Annotated in this window: 17 protein-coding genes; 13 read left to right on the top strand and 4 right to left on the bottom strand. The window is 69.0% G+C overall.

Annotated features, from left to right (window positions below; genetic code table 11):
- Positions 1-16 precede the first annotated feature (16 nt).
- The 9 genes from nirB (at position 17) to ACODTB_RS00710 (ending at position 10419) form a co-directional block, all read left to right on the top strand.
- Positions 17-2506 carry a nitrite reductase large subunit NirB gene (gene nirB, locus ACODTB_RS00750; RefSeq protein WP_488929040.1) on the top strand — a complete coding sequence of 830 codons (2490 nt, stop codon included), beginning with the start codon at positions 17-19 and terminating at the stop codon, positions 2504-2506.
- Positions 2503-2886 carry a nitrite reductase small subunit NirD gene (gene nirD, locus ACODTB_RS00745; protein ID WP_291115927.1) on the top strand — a complete coding sequence of 128 codons (384 nt, stop codon included), beginning with the start codon at positions 2503-2505 and terminating at the stop codon, positions 2884-2886. Before nirB ends, nirD begins: the two co-directional genes overlap by 4 nt.
- A complete protein-coding gene (locus ACODTB_RS00740) occupies positions 2883-5663 on the top strand; it encodes a nitrate reductase (protein WP_291115925.1) in 2781 nt (926 codons plus the stop codon). Before nirD ends, ACODTB_RS00740 begins: the two co-directional genes overlap by 4 nt.
- A gap of 68 nt (positions 5664-5731) precedes the next feature.
- Positions 5732-6661 (top strand): DNA-binding protein YbiB, encoded by a 930-nt coding sequence (gene ybiB, locus ACODTB_RS00735; protein ID WP_291115923.1) that lies wholly within the window; start codon positions 5732-5734, stop codon positions 6659-6661.
- Positions 6645-7430, top strand: coding sequence for a uroporphyrinogen-III C-methyltransferase (gene cobA / locus ACODTB_RS00730; protein WP_291115921.1), 786 nt, complete (start codon positions 6645-6647; stop codon positions 7428-7430). Before ybiB ends, cobA begins: the two co-directional genes overlap by 17 nt.
- A gap of 47 nt (positions 7431-7477) precedes the next feature.
- A complete protein-coding gene (locus ACODTB_RS00725; protein WP_291115919.1) occupies positions 7478-8158 on the top strand; it encodes a methyl-accepting chemotaxis protein in 681 nt (226 codons plus the stop codon).
- Positions 8159-8185: 27 nt separating this feature from the next.
- Complete coding sequence (locus tag ACODTB_RS00720) at positions 8186-9388, top strand: BaiN/RdsA family NAD(P)/FAD-dependent oxidoreductase (RefSeq protein WP_291115917.1); 1203 nt, start codon at positions 8186-8188, stop codon at positions 9386-9388.
- A 255-nt stretch (positions 9389-9643) separates the two neighbouring features.
- Positions 9644-9856, top strand: a complete 213-nt coding sequence (rpsU, locus tag ACODTB_RS00715) for a 30S ribosomal protein S21 (RefSeq protein ID WP_056273869.1) — start codon at positions 9644-9646, stop codon at positions 9854-9856.
- 107 nt (positions 9857-9963) lie between these two features.
- Positions 9964-10419, top strand: a complete 456-nt coding sequence (locus ACODTB_RS00710) for a GatB/YqeY domain-containing protein (protein WP_291115915.1) — start codon at positions 9964-9966, stop codon at positions 10417-10419.
- Between the two features lie 90 nt (positions 10420-10509).
- On the opposite strand, the gene pmbA is transcribed toward ACODTB_RS00710, so the two are convergent.
- Positions 10510-11925 carry a metalloprotease PmbA gene (pmbA, locus tag ACODTB_RS00705; protein WP_291115913.1) on the bottom strand — a complete coding sequence of 472 codons (1416 nt, stop codon included), beginning with the start codon at positions 11923-11925 and terminating at the stop codon, positions 10510-10512.
- A 72-nt stretch (positions 11926-11997) separates the two neighbouring features.
- Between pmbA and yjgA the strand changes: the two genes are divergently transcribed.
- The 3 genes from yjgA to ACODTB_RS00690 are packed head-to-tail and all read left to right on the top strand — an operon-like array spanning position 11998 to position 13755.
- Complete coding sequence (gene yjgA, locus ACODTB_RS00700; protein ID WP_291115911.1) at positions 11998-12654, top strand: ribosome biogenesis factor YjgA; 657 nt, start codon at positions 11998-12000, stop codon at positions 12652-12654.
- Complete coding sequence (gene mog, locus ACODTB_RS00695) at positions 12651-13259, top strand: molybdopterin adenylyltransferase (RefSeq protein ID WP_291115909.1); 609 nt, start codon at positions 12651-12653, stop codon at positions 13257-13259. The genes yjgA and mog overlap by 4 nt, the downstream gene beginning before the upstream one ends.
- A gap of 19 nt (positions 13260-13278) precedes the next feature.
- A complete protein-coding gene (locus ACODTB_RS00690; RefSeq protein WP_291115907.1) occupies positions 13279-13755 on the top strand; it encodes an FKBP-type peptidyl-prolyl cis-trans isomerase in 477 nt (158 codons plus the stop codon).
- 129 nt (positions 13756-13884) lie between these two features.
- On the opposite strand, the gene cysE is transcribed toward ACODTB_RS00690, so the two are convergent.
- Both cysE and ACODTB_RS00680 read right to left on the bottom strand, forming a co-directional pair.
- Entirely contained in the window at positions 13885-14655 is a 771-nt protein-coding gene (gene cysE / locus ACODTB_RS00685) for a serine O-acetyltransferase (RefSeq protein ID WP_291115905.1), read from the bottom strand.
- 11 nt (positions 14656-14666) lie between these two features.
- The gene (locus ACODTB_RS00680; protein ID WP_291115903.1) at positions 14667-15401 is read right to left on the bottom strand and encodes an RNA methyltransferase; all 735 of its coding nucleotides are present in this window, start codon (positions 15399-15401) and stop codon (positions 14667-14669) included.
- A 124-nt stretch (positions 15402-15525) separates the two neighbouring features.
- Between ACODTB_RS00680 and ACODTB_RS00675 the strand changes: the two genes are divergently transcribed.
- Entirely contained in the window at positions 15526-16458 is a 933-nt protein-coding gene (locus ACODTB_RS00675) for an inositol monophosphatase family protein (protein WP_291115902.1), read from the top strand.
- 150 nt (positions 16459-16608) lie between these two features.
- Here the strand turns inward: ACODTB_RS00675 and ACODTB_RS00670 are convergent, their stop codons facing one another.
- The gene (locus ACODTB_RS00670) at positions 16609-19917 is read right to left on the bottom strand and encodes a PAS domain-containing protein (RefSeq protein WP_291115900.1); all 3309 of its coding nucleotides are present in this window, start codon (positions 19915-19917) and stop codon (positions 16609-16611) included.
- Between the last annotated feature and the right edge of the window lie 115 nt (positions 19918-20032).

Below are 20032 nucleotides of genomic sequence, written 5' to 3'. Positions count from 1 at the left end.
CGCCCAGGAGAACCCCATGGACATGCGCCTGCCTCCCTCGCAACGCCTGAAACTGGTCATGGTCGGCAACGGCATGGCCGGCGTTCGCACGCTTGAAGAATTGCTCAAGATCGCGCCCGATCTCTACGACATCACGGTGTTTGGCGCGGAGCCCCACCCCAACTACAACCGCATCCTGCTCTCGCCGGTGCTGGCGGGTGAGCAGACGCTGGACGAAATCGTGCTCAATGACTGGTCCTGGTACCAGGACCATGGCATCACCCTGCACGCGGGCAAGACCGTGACCGAGGTGGACCGCTTCAAGCGCGTCGTGCGCGCCAGCGACGGCAACGGCGGTGTGATCGAAGCGCCCTACGACCGCCTCATCATGGCCACCGGCTCCAACCCTTTCATGCTGCCCATCCCGGGCAAGGCACTGCAGGGCGTGCTGGCCTACCGCGACATCGCCGACACGCAGGCCATGATCGACGCCGCCACGCAGTACCAGCACGCCGTCGTGATCGGCGGCGGCCTGCTCGGTCTGGAAGCGGCCAACGGCCTGATGAAACGCGGCATGACGGTCAGCGTGGTGCACGTCGCGCCCTGGCTGATGGAGCGCCAGCTCGACGATGTGGCCGGCAAGCTGCTGCAGCAGTCGCTGGAGCAGCGCGGCATGCGCTTCCTGATCGGCGCGCAGACACAGGAGCTGGTGGGCAACGAGACCGGCCGGGTGAAGGCGATCCGCTTCAAGGACGGCACCGAGCTGCCGGCCGACCTGGTGGTGATGGCCGTGGGCATCCGCCCCAACACCGCCCTGGCGGAGTCGATGAAACTGCACGTGAACAAGGGCATCGTGGTCAGCGACACGCTGCAGACCGTGACCGACCCGCGCATCTACGCGGTGGGTGAATGCGCGGCGCACCGCGGCATCGCCTACGGCCTGGTGGCGCCGCTGTTCGAGCAGGGCAAGGTGCTGGCCACGCACCTGGCCGAGTTCGGCATCGGCCGCTACGTCGGCTCGCTCACCTCCACCAAGCTCAAGGTCACCGGCATCGACCTGTTCTCCGCCGGCAACTTCATGGGCGGCGAGCACACCGAAGAGATCGTGATGAGCGACCCCTCGGGCGGCGTCTACAAGAAGCTGGTGATCGAGGGCGACAAGCTGGTGGGCGCCTGCCTGTACGGCGACACCGTGGATGGCAGCTGGTACTTCAAGCTGCTGCGCGATGGCCGCAGCGTGGCCGACATTCGCGACCGCCTGATGTTCGGCGAGTCCAACATCGGCGACGTGGGCCACCAGGGCCACAGCAAGGCCGCCGCCATGGCCGACAGCGACGAGGTCTGCGGCTGCAACGGCGTGACCAAGGGCAGCATCTGCAAAGCCATCAAGGACAAGGGCCTGTTCACGCTGGAAGAGGTGCGCAAGCACACCAAGGCCAGCGCCTCCTGCGGCTCGTGCACCGGCCTGGTGGAACAGATCCTGATGTTCACCGCTGGCGGCGACTACTCCGCCACGCCCAAAAAGAAGGCCATGTGCAGCTGCACCGAGCACAGCCACCAGGAAGTGCGCGATGCCATCTTCGCCAACAAGTACCTCACCATTGCCGAAGTGCAAAACGGCATGGGCTGGAAGACACCCAATGGCTGCTCCAGCTGCCGCCCCGCGCTGAACTACTACCTGATCAGCAGCTGGCCCAAGGAAGCCAGGGACGATCCGCAAAGCCGCTTCATCAACGAGCGCAGCCACGCCAACATCCAGAAGGACGGCACCTACAGCGTGATCCCGCGCATGTGGGGCGGCGAAACCACCGCCGACGAGCTGCGCCGCATCGCCGACGCGGTGGACAAGTACAAGATTCCCACCGTGAAGGTCACCGGCGGCCAGCGCATCGACCTGCTGGGCGTGAAGAAGGAAGACCTGGTCAACGTGTGGAACGACATCGGCATGCCCAGCGGCCACGCCTACGCCAAGGCCCTGCGCACGGTGAAGACCTGCGTGGGCAGCGAATGGTGCCGCATGGGCACCCAGGACAGCACCCAGATGGGCAAGGACCTGGAGCGTGCGCACTGGCGCATGTATGCACCGCACAAGGTCAAGTACGCCGTCTCCGGCTGCCCGCGCAACTGTGCGGAAGCCGGCATCAAGGACGTGGGCATCATCGGCGTGGACAGCGGCTGGGAGATGTACATCGCCGGCAACGGTGGCATCAAGACCGAAGTGGCGCATTTCTTCGTCAAGCTCAAGACGGCCGAAGAGGTGCTGGAGTACACCGGCGCCTTCATGCAGCTCTACCGCAAGGAAGGCTGGTACCTGGAGCGCACGGTGCACTACGTGAGCCGCGTGGGCCTGGACTACGTGAAGAAGCGCATCCTCGAAGACGCCGAAGGCCGCAAGGCCCTCAACGAAGAACTGCTGTTCGCGCTGGACGGCGAGCCCGACCCCTGGTTCGAGCACCAGAAGGCCGCGGTGGACACGCGCCAGTTCATTCCCATCAAACCCGTTTCGCTCGAAGGGAGCGCCGCATGAACGACTGGATTGCCATTGCCCGCGTGGACGACATCCCCGTGCTCGGCTCGCGCTGCGTGCAGCGCGAAAAAGGCCTGGATGTGGCCGTGTTCCGCAACGACCGGAATGAGGTGTTCGCCCTGCTCGACCGCTGCCCGCACAAGGGCGGCCCGCTGAGCCAGGGCATCGTGTTCGGCACGAACGTGGCCTGCCCGCTGCACAACTGGACCATCGGCCTGGACAGCGGCTGCGCGAAGGAGCCCGACGAAGGCTGCACGCCGCGCTTCGCGGTGAAGGTGGAAGACGGTGTGGTGCACCTGAACGCGCAGGAACTCGCGACGCAGGCGACCGACCTCACCCGGCCCATCGCCGGCCCCGCCCGCAGAACCGTTCCCGCATGAACCCGATCACCACCCGCTCGACCTGTCCCTACTGCGGCGTGGGCTGCGGTGTGTTGATCGAGAGCGTGGGCAGCCAGATCACCGGCGTGCGCGGCGACCCGCAGCACCCGGCGAACTTCGGCCGTCTCTGCACCAAGGGCCAGACCCTGCACCTCACCGCGTCGCCCGCGATCGCCGAGCAGACGCGCCTGCTGCAGCCGATGCAGCGCGCGCAGCGCGGCGCGCCCGCGTCTCCCCTGGCCTGGGACGCCGCGCTCGACCTCGCTGCCGGGCGCTTCGCCTCGGTGGTCGAACAGCACGGCCCGGACGCGGTCGGCTTCTACATCAGCGGGCAGTTGCTCACCGAGGACTACTACGCCTTCAACAAACTCGCCAAGGGCCTGATCGGCACCAACAACATCGACACCAACTCGCGCCTGTGCATGAGCAGCGCGGTGGCCGGCTACAAGCTCACGCTGGGCGCCGACGCGCCGCCCGTTTGCTACGACGATGTGAACCACGCGCAGTGCCTGTTCATCGTCGGCAGCAACGCGGCCTTCGCGCACCCCGTGCTGTTCCGCCGCATCGAGGAGGCGCGCAAGAACAACCCGGCCATGAAGGTGATCGTGGCCGACCCGCGCCGCACCGACACCGCCGGCCTCGCCGATCTCTACCTGCCCCTGCTGCCCGGCAGCGACGTGATGCTGTTCCACGGCCTGCTGCACATCATGCTGTGGGAAGGCTGGATCGACAGCGACTACATCGCCGCGCACACCAGCGGCTTCGACGCGCTCAAAGCCCTGGTGCGCGAGCACACACCTGAACGCGTGGCCCAGGCCTGCGGCCTGCGGCGCGAAGACCTGTTCACCGCCGCGAAGTGGTTCGCGACCTCGCCCGCCACGCTCAGCCTCTACTGCCAGGGCCTGAACCAGAGCAGCAGCGGCACGGCCAAGAACGCCACCCTGATCAACCTGCACCTGGCCACGGGCCAGATCGGCCAACCCGGCGCCGGCCCGTTCTCGCTCACCGGCCAGCCCAACGCCATGGGCGGGCGCGAAGTCGGCGGCCTGGCCAACCTGCTCAGCGCGCACCGCGACCTCGCCAACCCCGAGCACCGCGCCGAAGTGGCCGCGCTCTGGGGCGTGCCCTCGGTGCCCGAGAAACCCGGGCTGAGCGCCGTCGAGCTGTTTCAGGCGGCGGCCGACGGCCAGGTGAAAGCGCTCTGGATCGCCTGCACCAACCCGGCCCAGTCCATGCCCGACCAGGCCACCGTGCGCCGCGCGCTGGCGCGCGCCGAGTTCGTGGTGGTGCAGGAGGCCTACGCCACCGCCGCCACCTGCGAATTCGCCGACCTGCTGCTGCCCGCCACCACCTGGGGCGAAAAGGACGGCACCGTCACCAACAGCGAGCGCCGCATCAGCCGCGTGCGCGCCGCCGTGCCCGCGCCCGGCCAGGCACGGCACGACTGGCGCATCGTGGTCGACGTCGCCCAGCGGCTCGAAGCCCGCTGGCGCCCCGGCCAGCCCACGCTGTTCCCCTACCCCGATGCCGAGAGCCTGTGGCTGGAGCACCGCGAATCCACGCGCGGGCGCGACCTCGACATCACCGGCCTGAGCTACGCCATGCTCCAGCAGCAGGGGCCGCAGCAATGGCCCCTCAAGGCCGGAGAATCGCAGGGCCGCCAACGCCTCTACGAAGACGGTGTGTTCGCCACGCCCGACGGCAAGGCCCGCTTCGCCGCCCTGCCCTTCGTGCCGCTGGCCGAGCCGCGCGAGTCGCGTTACCCGTTCTCGCTCACCACCGGCCGCCTGCGCGACCAGTGGCACGGCATGACCCGCACCGGCACACTGGGCCGGCTGTTCGGCCACGTCCCCGAACCCTCGGTGCAACTGCACCCGCAGGACATGGAACACCGCGGCCTGAAGGACGGCGATCTGGTGCACGTGACCAGCAAGCGCGGCTCCATCCTGGTGCCCGCCGTGGCGTCCGATGAGATCGGCCTGTCGCAGGCCTTCATCGCCATGCACTGGGGCGCGGAATACCTCGGCGGCCTGAGCAGCACCGGCGAGCCACTGGCCGGCGTCAACGCGCTGACCACCTCGGCCTGCTGCCCCACCTCCAGGCAGCCCGAGCTCAAGCACGCGGCGGTGAAGGTGCTCAAGGCCGAGCTGCCCTGGACGCTGCTGGCCTTGGGCTGGCTGCCCGACACCCAGGCACTGAAAGCGCGGGAAGGCCTGCGCGCGCTGATGGCGCGGTTTCCGTTCGCCTCGTGCGTGCCGTTCGGTCGCGAACGCACCGGTGTCCTGTTCCGCGCCGCCGCGCACGAGGCGCCCGAGCCCGAACTGGTCGAACGCATCGAAGCCCTGCTGGGCCTGCAGACGACCGACGCACTGCGCTACGTGGACAAGCGCCTGGGCCAGCGCCGCACCGCGCGCCTGGTGCGCGAGGGCGACACCACCCGGCTCGAGGCCTTCGTGCTGGCCGGCGACACACGCGCCGAGGTCTGGATCAAGCCCCTGCTGCAGGACGGGCTGCCCGCCGCAGCATACGGCCGCCTGCTGCTCATGCCGGGCGCCAAGGCCCCCCTGGCCGTGGTGGCCAGGGGCCGGCAGGTCTGCACCTGCTTCAACGTGGATGAAGACGCCATCCAGGCCCGGCTGGCCCGTTGCGAAGGCAGCGACGACCAGCGGCTGGCGGCCCTGCAGGCCAGCCTGCAATGCGGCACCCACTGCGGCTCCTGCGTGCCCGAACTCAGGCGGCTGGTGCGCGCCAGTGCGTCCCTGGCCCAGCCCGCCTGACCAGGCAGAACGCCCATATAACGATAAGTCATCAAACTTGCCGGACAATTCGCCGAAATTTGCAAGTCATGGCCATCAGTCAATACATCAAGGAAATCGGTCGGGGCAAGGACGGTGCCCGCTCGCTCACGCGCGAGCAGGCCACCGACCTGCTCGGCCAGGTGCTGGACGGCACCGTGACCGACCTCGAGGTCGGCGGCTTCTGCCTGGCCATGCGCATCAAGGGCGAAACGCCCGACGAGATGGCGGGCTTCCTCGATGCCACCCACGCGCGCCTGCGCCGCCTGCCCGACAACGGCCTCTCCACCGTCGTGCTGCCCAGCTACAACGGCGCGCGCAAGCTGCCGGTGCTCACCCCGCTGCTGGCCCTGCTGCTGGCGCGCCGGGGCGCGGCGGTGCTGGTGCACGGCACGGCCACCGAGAACCAGCGCGTGTTCGCCTCCCAGGTGTTCGACGCGCTGGGCGTGCCTTCGGCCAGCGCGGCGCCCACGCTCGGCGCGGGCGAGGTCGCCTTCGTGCCCACCGAGGTGCTCAGCCCCGCCCTCAAGCGCCTGCTGGACGTGCGCCGCGCGGTCGGCCTGCGCAACCCCGCGCACAGCCTGGTGAAACTCATGAACCCGTGCGAAGGCAAGGCCTTCATCGTCGGCAGCTACACCCACCCCGAATACGCGACCTCCATGGCCGCCACCTGGGCGCTCACCGGCGCGCACGCGCTGCTGCTGCGAGGCACCGAAGGCGAACCCGTCGCCGACGCGCGCCGCACGCCGCGCATGGAGGTGTTCCGCGACGGCGAGCGCTCCGAGGTGCAGGCCCAGCAGGACGGGCCGCTGGCCAGGCTGCCGTCGCTGCCCGCGGTGGACGCCTCGCACACCGCCGCTTACATCCGCGCCGTGCTCGATGGCGCGGAGCCCATCCCCACACCGATTGCCCTGCAGGTGGAACACATCTTGCGAGAGGTCGTGCAACATGAAACCGCAACCCATGCCCTCGCCGTCTGAGTTCCTGCCCGGTACCGTGGCCCTGGTGGGCGCCGGCCCCGGCGACCCCGAACTGCTCACGCTCAAGGCCGTCAAGGCCATCAGCGCGGCCACCGTGCTGCTGGTCGACGACCTCGTGAGCGAAGGCGTGCTCGCCCACGCTTCGCCGCGCGCGCGCATCGTGCACGTGGGCAAGCGCGGCGGCTGCAAGAGCACGCCGCAGGCCTTCATCGAGAAGCTCATGTTGATGGCGGCCCAGGAAGGTGAAATGGTGGTGCGGCTCAAGGGCGGCGACCCGTTCATCTTCGGCCGTGGCGGCGAAGAGGTGGAGCACCTGCGCGCCGCCGGCATCGAGGTGCAGGTGGTCAATGGCATCACCTCGGGCCTGGCCGGGCTCACCTCGCTGGGCGTGCCGCTCACCCACCGCGAACACGCGCACGGCGTGGTCTTCGTCACCGGCCATGCCAAGCCGGGCGATGCCGGCACCGACTGGCAGGCCCTGGCCACCACCGCGCGCGACGCCAGGCTCACGCTCGTGATCTACATGGGCGTGTCCAGCGCCGCGCAGATCGAGCAGGACCTGCTCACCGGCCTGCCGGCCGACACGCCTCTGGCCGTGATCCAGCACGCCACGCTGCCCCAACAACGGCACGCGCTCACCACACTGGGGCAATTGAGCGCCACCATCGAGCGCGAAGGCCTGGGCAGCCCGGCCGTGATCGTGGTGGGTGACGTGGTCCGCGGCATCGCGGCCGTGCAGGCGCCCGAGGCGGCCGCGCGCGCCGCCTGAACACCGCCCGGGCCACCATGGCCCGGCGATTGCTTGATGTCAGCCCCATGACATCCCTCGCCCCCACCCGACCCGTTCGCCGCGACACGCCCGCCCACATCGCGGGCCTCTCGCTGGTCAACCTCGCCGCGCGCCAGCGCATGCTCTCGCAACGCATGATCCTGCAGACCGTGCTCGCCGCCAACGGCGAGGCCGGGCGCTTGCAGGCCGCGCAGCGCAGCCTGCAGATGTTCAGCGAAAGCCAGCAGCACCTGCTGGGCACGGTGGACCAGCTCGAAGCGCAGGGCGCCCGCAAGATCCGCGAGACCTACCACGGCACGCGCGGCGTCGGCCCGGTGGTGGAAGCGTTCATGCAGCTCATGCGCAACGCCCTCGAACAGATCGAGGCCTACAGCCCGCGCGTGCCGAACACCATGACAGAACTGGTGGAGCACACCGACCGCATTCTCGAAGCCCTCAATGCCGCGACCACCGCCTTCGACGAGGTGGCCAAGGCGCGCTCCGACGCGATGATGAAAGAGCTCACGGGCATCGTCGGCGACATCCAGAGCGTGGCCAAGGAGGCCAAGGTGGTGAGCTTCAACGCCCAGGTCGTGGCCGCGCGGGCGGGGCAGCACGGCCGCGAGTTCGCGGTGGTGGCCAACGTGCTATCGGACATCACGGGCGAGATCGACGGGCTCACGCGCAAGGCCGCCACCCTCGCCGAACGAAGCCGGCACGCAGGCTGACAGCGCGGTGCGCCTACACTGCGCGCCATGCAAGATTTCGACGCCATCGTCATCGGCGCGGGCGCGGCCGGTCTTTTCTGCGCCGGCATCGCCGGCCAGCGGGGCCAGCGCGTGCTGGTGCTCGACCACAGCGACAAGGTCGCGGAGAAGATCCGCATCTCGGGCGGCGGGCGCGCCAACTTCACCAACCGCGAACTCGACCCGCAGGCGCCGCACAAGCACTTCCTGAGCGCCAACCCGCACTTCTGCCGCTCGGCGCTCTCGCGCTACACGCCGGCCGATTTCATCGGCCTGGTGCAGCGCCACGGCATTGCCTTCCACGAAAAGCACAAGGGCCAGCTGTTCTGCGACCACTCGGCCGACGACCTGATCCAGATGCTGCTGCGCGAATGCGACGCGGGCGGCGTGCAGCGCTGGCAGCCCTGCGGCGTGAAGGCCGTGCGCCAGGGCGGTGACGGCGTGTACGAGCTCGACACCGACCGGGGCCCGGTGCGCGGCCGCGCGGTGGTGATCGCCACCGGCGGCCTGTCCATCCCCAAGATCGGCGCGAGCGACTTCGGCTACCGCGTCGCCAGCCAGTTCGGCCTGCGCCTGGTGGCGCAGCGCCCGGGCCTGGTGCCGCTCACCTTCGACGGCGATGGTTGGGCCCCCTACGCCGGTCTGGCCGGGCTCGCGTTGCCGGTGCGCATCGAGACCGGCGAGAAAAAGGGCCGCATGGCCTTCCTGGAGGACCTGCTGTTCACCCACCGGGGCCTGTCGGGGCCAGCCGTGCTGCAGATTTCCAGCTACTGGCAGGAAGGCACGCCCATCCGCCTGAACCTGGCCCCCGAGACCGAGCTGCCCACCGCCCTGGCGCGCGCCAAGGCCAGTTCGCGCAAGCTGCTGGGCAACGAACTCGCCAACCTGGTGCCCAGCCGCCTGGCCGAGGCCTGGGTGCAGCAGGACGCCGACTGGCAGCGCCCGGTGGCCGAAGCCTCGGACAAAGCCCTGGCCCGGCTGGCCGAGCGCCTCTCGCGCTGGGAACTCACCCCCACCGGCACCGAGGGCTACCGCAAGGCCGAGGTCACGCTGGGCGGCGTGGATACCCGTGACCTCTCGTCCCAGACCCTGGAATCGAAGCAGCCGGGCCTGTATTTCATCGGAGAAGTGGTGGACGTGACCGGTTGGCTGGGGGGCTACAACTTCCAGTGGGCCTGGGCCAGCGCCCACGCCTGTGCACAGGCGCTGTGACCCCCACGCTCCGCCGCTGCGCGGGTCGCTGCCCCCCGAGGGGGCTGTTTTGCCTTGGGGCGGCCCGGCGGCAAAACTTGCCTCCTACCTTTGCGATTTGGTAGCCACCCTCATGGAAAGGGCTATAATCCAGGGCTTTGCTGGCAAATCCCCGTCGGCCAATACTAGTTAATGACGGGACATTTTGCGGAAACGACGCCCGGGCCCGATCTTCCCGTTCATCCTCTTTCCGCGCATTCTGGACATCCTTCGCCAATGACGACCATCCGTGTAAAAGACAACGAGCCCTTTGACGTCGCCCTGCGCCGTTTCAAGCGCACCATCGAAAAGCTCGGCCTGCTGACCGATCTGCGCGCCCGCGAGTTCTACGAAAAGCCGACCGCCGAGCGCAAGCGCAAGAAGGCTGCCGCCGTCAAGCGCCACTACAAGCGTGTGCGCTCGATGCAGCTGCCCAAGAAGCTGTACTGAGCACGAGCCACCGGGCCCTGCCGCCCGGTCGCGAACAAGCCCGCTGGAGGACGCTCAGGCGGGCTTTTTTGTTTCCGATTCCTCTCTCGACCCTCCCAGGAGCCTCCATGAGCCTGAAAGACCAGATCACCGAAGACATGAAAGCCGCCATGCGCGCCAAGGACAGCGAGCGCCTGGGCACCATCCGCCTGCTCACCGCCGCGATGAAGCAGAAGGAAGTGGACGAGCGCGTGGAGCTGGACGACGCCATGGTCATCGCCATCGTGGACAAGCTGGTCAAGCAGCGCAAGGACAGCATCGAGGCCTTCACCAAGGCCGCTCGCCAGGACCTGGTGGACAAGGAAGCCGCCGAAATGGCCGTGTTGCAGGGCTACCTGCCCGCGCGCCTGTCGGCCGACGAAGTGGCCGCCGAGGTCAAGGCCATCGTGGCCGAACTCGGCGCCAAAGGCCCGGGCGACATGGGCAAGGTCATGGGCACGGTGAAAGCGCGCCTGGCCGGCAAGGCCGACATGGGCCAGGTGTCTGCGGCGGTGAAAGCCGCCCTCTCCGGCGCAGGCAGCTAAGTCAAGACATGCCGTGGATCCGGCTCCGCCGATCCACAGGCATGGCTCCCCCGAGGGGTGACGCGCCGCCGGCGCGGCGCGGGGGTGGGCCTAGCTCCCCGCCACCTTCATTCTGTTGATCAGGATCGAACCGGTCGTTTTCGCACCGTAGTTGTAGGCATCGGCCCCGATGGCCTCAATGCCCAGCAGCATGTCCTTGAGGTTGCCGGCGATGGTGATCTCGTGCACCGGGTAGGCGATCTCGCCGTTTTCCACCCAGTAGCCCGAGGCGCCGCGCGAGTAGTCGCCGGTCACGTAGTTCACGCCCTGTCCCATGAGCTCGGTGACGAACAGGCCGCGGCCGAGCTTCTTCAGCATGGCGCGCAGGTCGTCGCCCGGCTGCGTGAGCCGGCTGGTGAGCGTGAGGTTGTGCGAGCCGCCGGCGTTGCCGGTGGTGCGCATGCCCAGCTTGCGCGCCGAGTACGTGGAGAGGAAATAGCCCTGCACCCGCCCGCCCGAGAGCACCTTGCGCTTGGCTGTGCGCACGCCTTCGTCGTCGAACGGCGCGCTGCCCTTGCCATTGCGCACGTGCGGGTCTTCCAGGATGTCCAGGTGCTTGGCCGTCACGCGCTTGCCCAGGCTGTCGTGCAGGAAGGTGGTGTTGCGGTACAGCGCGCCGCCGCTGGTGGCCTGCACGTAGCTGCCCAGCAGGCCGGCCGCCAGGGGCGACTCGAACAGCACCGGGCATTCGGTGGTGGCGATCTTGCGGCCGTTGAGGCGCGCCAGCGTGCGCTCGGCGGCGTAGCGGCCCACCGCCTCGGGCGTGGCCAGCTCGCCGGGCGAACGCATCGAGCTGTACCAGTAGTCGCGCTGCATGTTGGCGCCCTTGCCCGCGATCGGCGCCACCGACAGGCTGTGGCGCGAACTGGCGTAACCCCCGCTGAAGATGCCGGGCTTGCCGCGCTCGCCGCCGCGCAGGTGCGCGGTGAAGAAGTGCGACTGCTGGGCCGACACGCCGGCCCCTTCGCTGTTGCTGATCTTCCTGCTGGTGGCGAAAGCCGCGGCCTCGCAGGCCAGGGCGATGCGCGCGGCCTCTTCCGAATCGAGCGACCAGGGGTGGAACAGGTCCAGGTCGGGGTAGCTGTCGGCCACGTCCTGGGCGTCGGGCAGGCCGGCCACCGGGTCTTCGGCGGTGAAGCGGGCGATGTCGTAGGCGGCCTGCACCGTCTGGCGCACGGCGGCGGCGGAGAAATCGGAGGTGGACGCGTTGCCGCGCTTCTGTCCCAGGTAGACCGTGACGCCCAGCGACTTGTCGCGGTTGCGCTCCACGTTCTCCAGCTCGCCCTTGCGCACCGAAACGCTCAGGCCGGCGCCCTCGGACACCTCGGCCGCCGCGTCCACAGCACCGAGCTGTTTCGCGTGGCCCAGGGCCAGATCGACCAGTTCCTCGAACTGGCTGCGGGCGTACTGGAAACCGGAAAGGGGGGAACGGGGGTCTGCCGCAGGGGCTTGGGAGGGTTTTTTCATGTCGACGGCTATGATACTTGCCGCCCCTTCCGGCCGCTGCCATTCGCGCAGAAGGCCTATTCAACGATCCACATGTCCCGCAAACCCACCAAAGGCTATTTCGTTCGTGGCCAGTTCGTCGCCCTGGGCAGCGAGCTGGACCTCGAGCTCAAGCGCGAGCTCAAGGGCGACGCCGAAATGAGCAAGACCGACCTGAAACGGGAGAGCGACCGCCTCCAGGCGCTCGGCGAGAACCTGCTCACCCTGCGCGCCGACCTGACGCAGAAGCTCGACCTGCCGGAGAAGCTGCTGGACGCGGTGGCCGAGGCCAAGCGCATCACCAACTTCGAAGGCCGCCGCCGCCAGATGCAGTTCATCGGCAAGCTGATGCGCGCGCTGGACGAAGACACCATCGCCGCGGTGGAAGCCGCGCTCGACGAGCAGAACAAGGGCTCGGCCAAGGGCACGCTCTCGCTGCACCTGGCCGAACAATGGCGCGACCGCCTGATCGCCGACGACGACGCGCTCACCCAGTGGCTGCAGCTCGACGCGGGCGCCGACGTGCAGCACCTGCGCGCGCTGATCCGCCAGGCGCGCAAGGACGCCCAGGCCACGCAGGCGCAGGAGCGCCCCGGCGAGGCCGTGCGCCACGGCAAGGCCTACCGCGAGATCTTCCAGATCGTCAAGGCCACGCTGAACCAGGGCGAGGACGACGACGGCCCCCCCACCGACGAACAAGACCAGCCATGAGCGAGACGACCACGCCCCCCTCGGCCGACCCGGTGCGCATCGGCATCGTGTCCATCAGCGACCGCGCCAGCACCGGCGTGTACGAAGACAAGGGCCTGCCCGCGCTGCAGGACTGGCTCACGCGCGCGCTCAGGAACCCGATCACCTTCGAACCGCGCCTCATTCCCGACGAACAGGCGCGCATCAGCGCCACGCTGATCGAACTGGTGCACGCCGGCTGCTCGCTGGTGCTCACCACCGGCGGCACCGGCCCGGCGCTGCGCGACGTGACGCCCGAGGCCACGCTGGCCGTGGCGCACAAGGAAATGCCGGGTTTTGGCGAGCAGATGCGCCAGATCAGCCTGGCCTTTGTGCCCACCGCCATCCTCTCGCGCCAGGTGGCGGTGATCCGCAGCCAGAGCCTCATCATCAACCTGCCCGGCCAGCCCAAGGCCATCGCCGAGACCCTCGAAGGCCTGAAAAACGCCGACGGCACGCAGCGCATCAACGGCATCTTCGCCGCCGTGCCCTACTGCATCGACCTGATCGGCGGCCCCTATCTTGAAACGCACGACGAAGTCTGCAAGGCCTTCCGCCCGAAGTCCGCCGTGCGCCCCGCCCGCTAACCCATTCCAGCGACCCGCCATGAAGATCACCAAAGACACCATCGTCACCCTCACCTTCCGCGCCGTCGACGCCAAGGGCAAAGTGCTCGAAGACGGCAAGGAACCGCGCGCCTACCTGCACGGCGGCTACGGCAACACGCTGCCGGGCGTCGAACTGGCCCTGGAAGGCCAGGAAAAGGGCTTCAGCACCACCATCAAGCTGCAGCCCTCGCTGGCCTTCGGCGAGCGCGATGAAAGCCTGGTGACCTCCATCTCCAAGAAGGACTTCCCGCCCGGCGTGAAGGTGGGCGGCCAGCTCGAAGGCAGCGATGCCGATGGCAACCGCCAGATCTTCACCGTGACCAAGATCAAGGGGGACACCGTCCTGCTCGACGGCAACCACCCGCTGGCCGGCCAGGACCTGACGTTCACGCTCAACGTGATCGACGTGAAGGCCGCCTCAGCCGAAGAGATCGCCCATGGCCACGCCCATGGCGCGCACGGACATCATCACTGAACGAAGCCCTTCCGCGCACCACCACGCGTGACGCGGAGCGCCGGGTGGCCGGCGCAGCGAAGTGAAGGAGGAGACCCGGCGAAGCCGGGTCGGGGGACATGAGCGGAGCCGGCCACCCGGCGCTCCGCGTCACTTCCCGACCAGCTGATTGAGCTTTTCAGCCTCGAAGCACTCTTCGCGCGCCGCGTCCTGCGGCACACAATCGCGCTTCTTCGCCTCGGCCAGGGTCTCGATGGCCTGCCAGAGCAGCGCGATCTGGTGCTCCTGCCCGGCGGCGTTGTCGATCAGGCCGCGCATGGCCTGCGACAAGGGATCGTCGTCCTGCGTGATGCCGTAGGCCTGGAACTTCTGGCCCTGCTCGGTCACGTCGGCGCTCTCGCCGGTCTTGCTCGGGATGATGCGGGCCGGAATGCCCACCGCCGTCGCCCCTGCGGGCACCGGCTTGATCACCACCGCGTTGCTGCCGATCTTGGCACCGTCGCCGACGACAAAACCGCCCAGCACCTTGGCGCCCGCGCTCACCACCACGTCGCGGCCGAGCGTCGGGTGGCGCTTGGTGCCCTTGTAGAGCGAGGTACCGCCCAGCGTCACGCCCTGGTAGATGGTGCAGCCGTCGCCGATCTCGGCAGTCTCGCCCACCACCACGCCCATGGCGTGATCGAAAAACACGCGCTCGCCCAGCTTGGCGCCCGGGTGGATCTCGATGCCGGTGAACCAGCGCGAAATGTGCGAGATGAAGCGACCCAGCCACTTGAAGCCGTGGTGCCAGCACCAGTGCGCCGGGCGGTGCAGCCAGACGGCGTGCAGCCCGGGGTAGCAGGTGATCACCTCCCAGGTGCTGCGCGCGGCCGGGTCGCGGTCAAGCACGCACTGGATGTCGGAGCGGATGCGGTCGAACATAAGCCGGCAGTCTATCGCTTCGCCTTCTCGGCGGCTTGCAGCATGGCCTTGGCGACACCTCGAAGAATGTGGATTTCCTCGTCGCTGGGCGCGGCCCGGTTGAAAAGCTGGTTCAGGCGCGGCATGAGCTTCTTGGGCGCCTCGGGGTCGAGAAAGTCCACCGCCACCAAGGCGCGCTCCAGGTGGTCGAGCATGCCGCCCAGGGCCTGGGCATCGGCTTGCGGCCGCTCGGCCACCACCGGTGGCGCCCCGAAGCCGCCGAGCGCCTGGCGCCAGTCGTAGGCGATCAGCTGCACCGCCGCGGCGAGGTTGAGCGAGCCGAAGGTCGGCGCGGTGGGGATGCTCAGCGCCACGTGGCAGCGGTACACGTCTTCGTTGCGCATGCCGAAACGCTCGGACCCGAACAGAAAGGCCACCCCTGACGGCGGATCGCCCGCGCCCAGCAGCTCCGTGAAGTGCTCGCGCGGCGCGCGCGTGGGCGGGCCGAAGTCGCGCGGCGTCATGGCGGTGGCACAGAGGTGGCTCATGCCCTCCAGCGCCTCGTCCAGCGTGTCCACGATGCGCGCCTGGGCCAGCACGTCGTTGGCCCCGCTGGCGCGCTGGATGGTTTCCTCGCGGCGCAGCACGTTGGCCCAGCGCGGCTGCACCAGCACCAGGTCGTCGAAACCCATGACTTTCATGGCGCGGGCGACACCGCCCACATTGCCGGCGTGGCTGGTCTGGATCAGGACAAAACGGGTGCGCATGCGAAAAAGGGCGGGGACGGTAAAATCCCGGGTATTGTCGCCGCCCGCATCGCCGGGCTTCGTCACCCGCTCTTCCACCACTGCCGCGCCCTCCCCCTGCGGAGCGCGCCGAGGTTCACAATTCATGTCGTCCACACTCCACCCCATGCTCAACGTGGCCATCAAGGCCGCACGCACCGCTGGCACCCTCATCAACCGCGCCGCGCTGGACGTGGAGTCGGTCCGGGTCTCGGTCAAACAGACCAACGATTTCGTGACCGAGGTCGATCAGGCCGCCGAGGCCGCGATCATCGACACCCTGCTCACCGCCTACCCCGACCACGCGATCTGGGCCGAGGAATCGGGCAAGCGCCCGGGCAAACATGGCGGCGCAGACCATGTCTGGATCATCGACCCGCTGGACGGCACCACCAACTTCATCCACGGCTTCCCGGTCTACTGCGTGAGCATTGCGCTCATGGTGGGCAACCGGCTGGAGCAGGCCGTCGTCTACGACCCATCGCGCAACGACCTCTTCTGCGCCACGCGCGGGCGCGGCGCCTACCTGAACGACCGCCGCATCCGCGTGGCCAAGCGCACCACGCTGCGCGACTGCCTGATTTCCACCGGCTTCCCATTCCGCCCGGGCGACGCCTTCCAGACCTACCTGCAGATGTTCGGCGACGTGATGCCGCGCGTGGCCGGCGTGCGCCGCCCCGGCTCGGCCGCGCTCGACCTGGCCTATGTGGCCGCGGGCTTCACCGACGGCTTCTTCGAAATGGGCCTCTCCCCCTGGGACGTGGCCGCCGGCGCCTTGCTGGTCACCGAAGCCGGCGGTCTGGTGGGCAACTTCACCGGTGAGTCCGACTTCCTCGAACAGAAGGAATGCCTGGCCGCCAACCCCAAGATCTACGGCCAGCTGGTCGGCCTGACCGGCAAGTACAGCAAGTTCGCCAGCGCGGGCGACAAGGCGGCGGTGCGCCAGGCGCGCGCCAAGCCCACCGCACCCGCCAACGCACCGCAGGACACACCCGCCGCCGACGATGCGGCAGCGCCCGACAACGCCGTCGGCAGCTGACCCGGAGCGCGCCCCGCAACAAGAGGGGCAACACCCACCAGGGGCATCCAGGGTCCGGCTTCGCCGGCCCGAGATGCCGTCCCCCCTCGAAGCGCCGAAGGCGCGCCACGGAGGGGGGAAGCCGCACAGCGGCGCAGGGGGGTGTTTCCTTCAGCCCAGCGGCAGGCGCAGCCAGAAGGTCGAGCCCTCACCGGGCGCGGATTCGGCCCAGACGCGCCCGCCATGGCGCTCGACGATGCGCGCCACGATGGCCAGCCCCACCCCCATGCCGGGCACGCTGCTGCCCGCGTGCAGGCGCTGGAACAGGCCGAACAGCTTCTCGGCGTGCGCCATGTCGAAGCCCATGCCGTTGTCGCGCACGAAATACGCGCGCTGGCCCGAATCGAAGCCCACCGCCAGTTCGGGTTGCGCCAGGTGGCGCGAGTACTTGAGCCCGTTGTCGATCAGGTTGGACAACACCTGGCGCAGCAAGGTGGCATCGCCCATCGCCTGCGGCATGGCCTGGATGTCGATGCGCGCGTGGTTGGTCTGCGGCGAAAGCGTTTCCACCACCGACTGCGCCAGCGCGGCCATGTCCACCGGCACGGGTTCGAGGTCCACGCGCACCACGCGCAACAGCTCGAGCATGTCGGTGATCATCTGGCCCATGTTGCGCGACGAGCGCGCGATGCGCTCGAACATGTCGCGCCCGGTCGGGCTCAGGCGGTCGGCCTCGTCCTCCAGCACGATGGACGCAAAACCGTTGACCGACCGCAGCGGCGCGCGCAGGTCGTGCGCGATGGAGTACGAGATGGCCTCCATGTCGCGCATGGAGCGCTCCAGTTCGGCCGTGCGCGCGCCCACCCGCTGCTCCAGGCTGGCGTTGAGCGCCTTCACCTGCTCCTGCGCGGCCACTCGCTCGGTGATGTCCAGGTGCGTGCCCGACATGAACGTCGCGCGGTCCTGCGCATCGCGCTTGTGCACCCGGCCGCGCGTGTTGACCCAGATCCAGTGGCCGGCCTTGTGGCGCATGCGGATGTCGCACTCGTAGTACGGCAGGATGCCCGCGATGTGCTGGTCGCGGATCTGGTCGGCCCGCTTCAGGTCGTCGGGATGCACCAGCGCCTCCCAGGTTTCGGCGCGCATGGGCTGCAGCTCGCGCAGGGTGTAGCCCAGCATCTCGGCCCAGCGTTCGTTGACCGTGAGCACGTTGTCGGGGATGTTGTTTTCCCAGATGCCCGGCCGCGTGGCCTCCAGCACCCAGGCCAGGCGCTGGCGCTGCTCGCGCAGCGCCTCCTGGGCCTGCATGTAGGAACTCACGTCGGTGAAGGTGCGCACCATGCCTCCGTCGGGCAGCATCCGGGAGCGCATCTCCAGCGTGCGGCCATCGCGCGTCTTGCGCCAGTATTTATCGGGCGGTGGCACCGGTGGTCCGTGCATGAGGTGGGCGTGGGCAATCGGGTCCACCCAGGACAACCCGGGCCCGAAGTCGCCGCGCTCGGTCTGGAAGCGCCGCACCTGTTCCAGCGTGGGTTGCCCTTGCAACAAGGCTTCGGGCAGGTCCAGCATGTCGAGCAGGCGGTGGTTGTAAGCCGTGATGCGGTTGTCCGCGTCCACCCGGCACAGGCCCTGTTCGATGCTCTCCAGCGTGGCCCGCAGGTCCAGGCTCTTTTCGGTCAGCAGCTCGCTGGTGATCTCCAGCTGCTCGCGCGTGCGGCGGCGCTCGATGTGGCCGCGCCAGGCCAGCACCAGCTGGCGCACCGCCCCCAGCAGGGGCTGCAGGAATTCGATGTCGTCTTCGCTGTAACCCCCCGGCTGGTTGGCCAGACCCACCATGGCCACGAGCCGGTCGCCCACGGCCAGTGGCACGCACAGAAAGGCGTCCATGGGCGGATGACCACCCGGCAGCCCCCCGGCGTGCGGGTGGGTTGCCGGCTGGTTGGCGATCAGGGGCTCGCCCGTGAGCATGGCGCGCCCGAACAGGGTGTCGAGGTTGCGGAACGCCATGCCCGCCTCGGCCTGGCTGGCGTACATCAGGCGGGACGCCTCGTCCCAGGCGATGTTGGTGATGGCGCTGGTGCGCAGGTAGGGCGCGCCAGCGTCGGTGTAGAGCACCTCGCCCACGAAGCCGTAGGCGCTGCCGGTGACCGAGAGAAAGGCCTGCAACAGCCCTTCGAAGGCCTTGCGCTTGTCCTCGGCCTCGATGAACACCGACTGGGCCAGGCGCACCGCCTCGAGCATGCGGTGCTGCCGCTCCAGCTTCTGCGTGGCCAGTCGCGCCTCGGTCACGTCGGTGGAGAAGCCATGCCAGAGCACCGAGCCGTCGGCCTCGCGCTGCGGCACAGCCTCCACATGGTGCCAGCGCATCCCGGCCGTGGGAAGGCACACGCGGTAGGTCTGGCGCCAGGGCGTGAGATGCCGGGCAGAGGCGCCGAGCGAGGCGATCATCTCCGCGCGGTCATCGGGATGCACCCGCCGGAACAGCACGTCCGCATCCTCCTCCAACTCGGCCGGCTCGATCTCGAGCATGGTGCGGACCACGTCGTTCACATACGAGATCACGCTCTTGCCGTCGGCCCGCAGGCGCGCCTGGTACATCATGCCGGGCACCCGGGCCGCGATGTTCTGCAGCAGCTTGAGTTGTTCGGCCAGGCGCTCGCTGGCTTCGCGCTCGGCCGTGATGTCCTGCACCACGCCGAAATCGGTCTGCGGGTTGCCGGCCACGCTGGTCTGGCCGATGCGGGTGCGGAACCAGCGTTGCTGGCCATCGGGCAGCTGCCAGCGGAACTCGACCTCGCGCCCATCCATCGCCTCGCGCGCGGCCTGCCAGGCGGGCAGGTCGTCCGGGTGAATGCCCGCCCGGCCGTCTCCGCGCGCGATCAGGTCGCGCGGCTCCAGGCCGGCGATCTCGAACAGGCCCAGCGACCACACCACGCTGTCCGAGTGCTGGGCGTTGGTCCAATGGCCCACGCGGGCCAGCTTCTCGATCGCGGCGTGCAGCTCCACCTGCTGCTGCAGAACGAGGTTCGCCTCGCGCAAGGCGGCTTCGGTCTGCAGCCGGGCTTCCATCGCCTCGAACTCGCGGGTGGCTTCGGTGATGTAGACCAGCGCCAGGGGCTCGGGCAGCGTGTCCACCACCGTGGTGTGCAGGCGGACCCGGTGCATCACGCCGTCGCGCAGGCGCAAGTGCTGCACCGTGTCGAGCGACGGCAGCTGGTTCACGAAGCGCGCGCGCTCGTCGGCGCTGGGCCAGTGCCCGAGCTCCACGGTCGTGCGGCCGATCGCCTGCTCGCGGCGCTGGCCGGTGAGCGCCAGCCAGGCGTCATTGACCGCCAGCAGGCGCCCGTCGCTCAGGCGCGAGACGCTCGCGGCCAGCGGCGAGGCCAGGAAGATGGCCTCGAAAGGCAAACCCGCTTCCGGCTGCGGGGCAAACGCTGCGCGCCCGACGGTGGACGGGGGTTCGGGAACAGTTTCGGCCATGCGCGCTCGTGAAAGGGTGGGAGGACGGAAACAGGCTCAAATTGTGCCGGACTGTGCGGCTTGCGGTGCGTGAAATTGGCCTGCTAAAGTGGCTTGCTCTTCACCACGACGCGCC

It is taken from the genome of Hydrogenophaga sp. FG152, assembly GCF_057809615.1.
Note: the sequence above shows the minus strand (reverse complement) of the source record. Positions and strands in the feature narration are given on the sequence as shown.

What these genes read in the sequence shown, in the direction of transcription:
- pmbA (WP_291115913.1), bottom strand. Translation starts at nt 11,925, where the DNA reads ATGAAAAAACCCTCCCAAGCCCCTGCGGCAGACCCCCGTTCCCCCCTT.
- cobA (WP_291115921.1), top strand. Translation starts at nt 6,645, where the DNA reads ATGCCCTCGCCGTCTGAGTTCCTGCCCGGTACCGTGGCCCTGGTGGGC.
- ACODTB_RS00720 (WP_291115917.1), top strand. Translation starts at nt 8,186, where the DNA reads ATGCAAGATTTCGACGCCATCGTCATCGGCGCGGGCGCGGCCGGTCTT.
- ACODTB_RS00680 (WP_291115903.1), bottom strand. Translation starts at nt 15,401, where the DNA reads ATGCGCACCCGTTTTGTCCTGATCCAGACCAGCCACGCCGGCAATGTG.
- ACODTB_RS00710 (WP_291115915.1), top strand. Translation starts at nt 9,964, where the DNA reads ATGAGCCTGAAAGACCAGATCACCGAAGACATGAAAGCCGCCATGCGC.
- cysE (WP_291115905.1), bottom strand. Translation starts at nt 14,655, where the DNA reads ATGTTCGACCGCATCCGCTCCGACATCCAGTGCGTGCTTGACCGCGAC.
- yjgA (WP_291115911.1), top strand. Translation starts at nt 11,998, where the DNA reads ATGTCCCGCAAACCCACCAAAGGCTATTTCGTTCGTGGCCAGTTCGTC.
- ACODTB_RS00670 (WP_291115900.1), bottom strand. Translation starts at nt 19,917, where the DNA reads ATGGCCGAAACTGTTCCCGAACCCCCGTCCACCGTCGGGCGCGCAGCG.
- nirD (WP_291115927.1), top strand. Translation starts at nt 2,503, where the DNA reads ATGAACGACTGGATTGCCATTGCCCGCGTGGACGACATCCCCGTGCTC.
- ACODTB_RS00690 (WP_291115907.1), top strand. Translation starts at nt 13,279, where the DNA reads ATGAAGATCACCAAAGACACCATCGTCACCCTCACCTTCCGCGCCGTC.
- rpsU (WP_056273869.1), top strand. Translation starts at nt 9,644, where the DNA reads ATGACGACCATCCGTGTAAAAGACAACGAGCCCTTTGACGTCGCCCTG.
- ybiB (WP_291115923.1), top strand. Translation starts at nt 5,732, where the DNA reads ATGGCCATCAGTCAATACATCAAGGAAATCGGTCGGGGCAAGGACGGT.
- ACODTB_RS00675 (WP_291115902.1), top strand. Translation starts at nt 15,526, where the DNA reads ATGTCGTCCACACTCCACCCCATGCTCAACGTGGCCATCAAGGCCGCA.
- nirB (WP_488929040.1), top strand. Translation starts at nt 17, where the DNA reads ATGGACATGCGCCTGCCTCCCTCGCAACGCCTGAAACTGGTCATGGTC.
- ACODTB_RS00725 (WP_291115919.1), top strand. Translation starts at nt 7,478, where the DNA reads ATGACATCCCTCGCCCCCACCCGACCCGTTCGCCGCGACACGCCCGCC.
- mog (WP_291115909.1), top strand. Translation starts at nt 12,651, where the DNA reads ATGAGCGAGACGACCACGCCCCCCTCGGCCGACCCGGTGCGCATCGGC.
- ACODTB_RS00740 (WP_291115925.1), top strand. Translation starts at nt 2,883, where the DNA reads ATGAACCCGATCACCACCCGCTCGACCTGTCCCTACTGCGGCGTGGGC.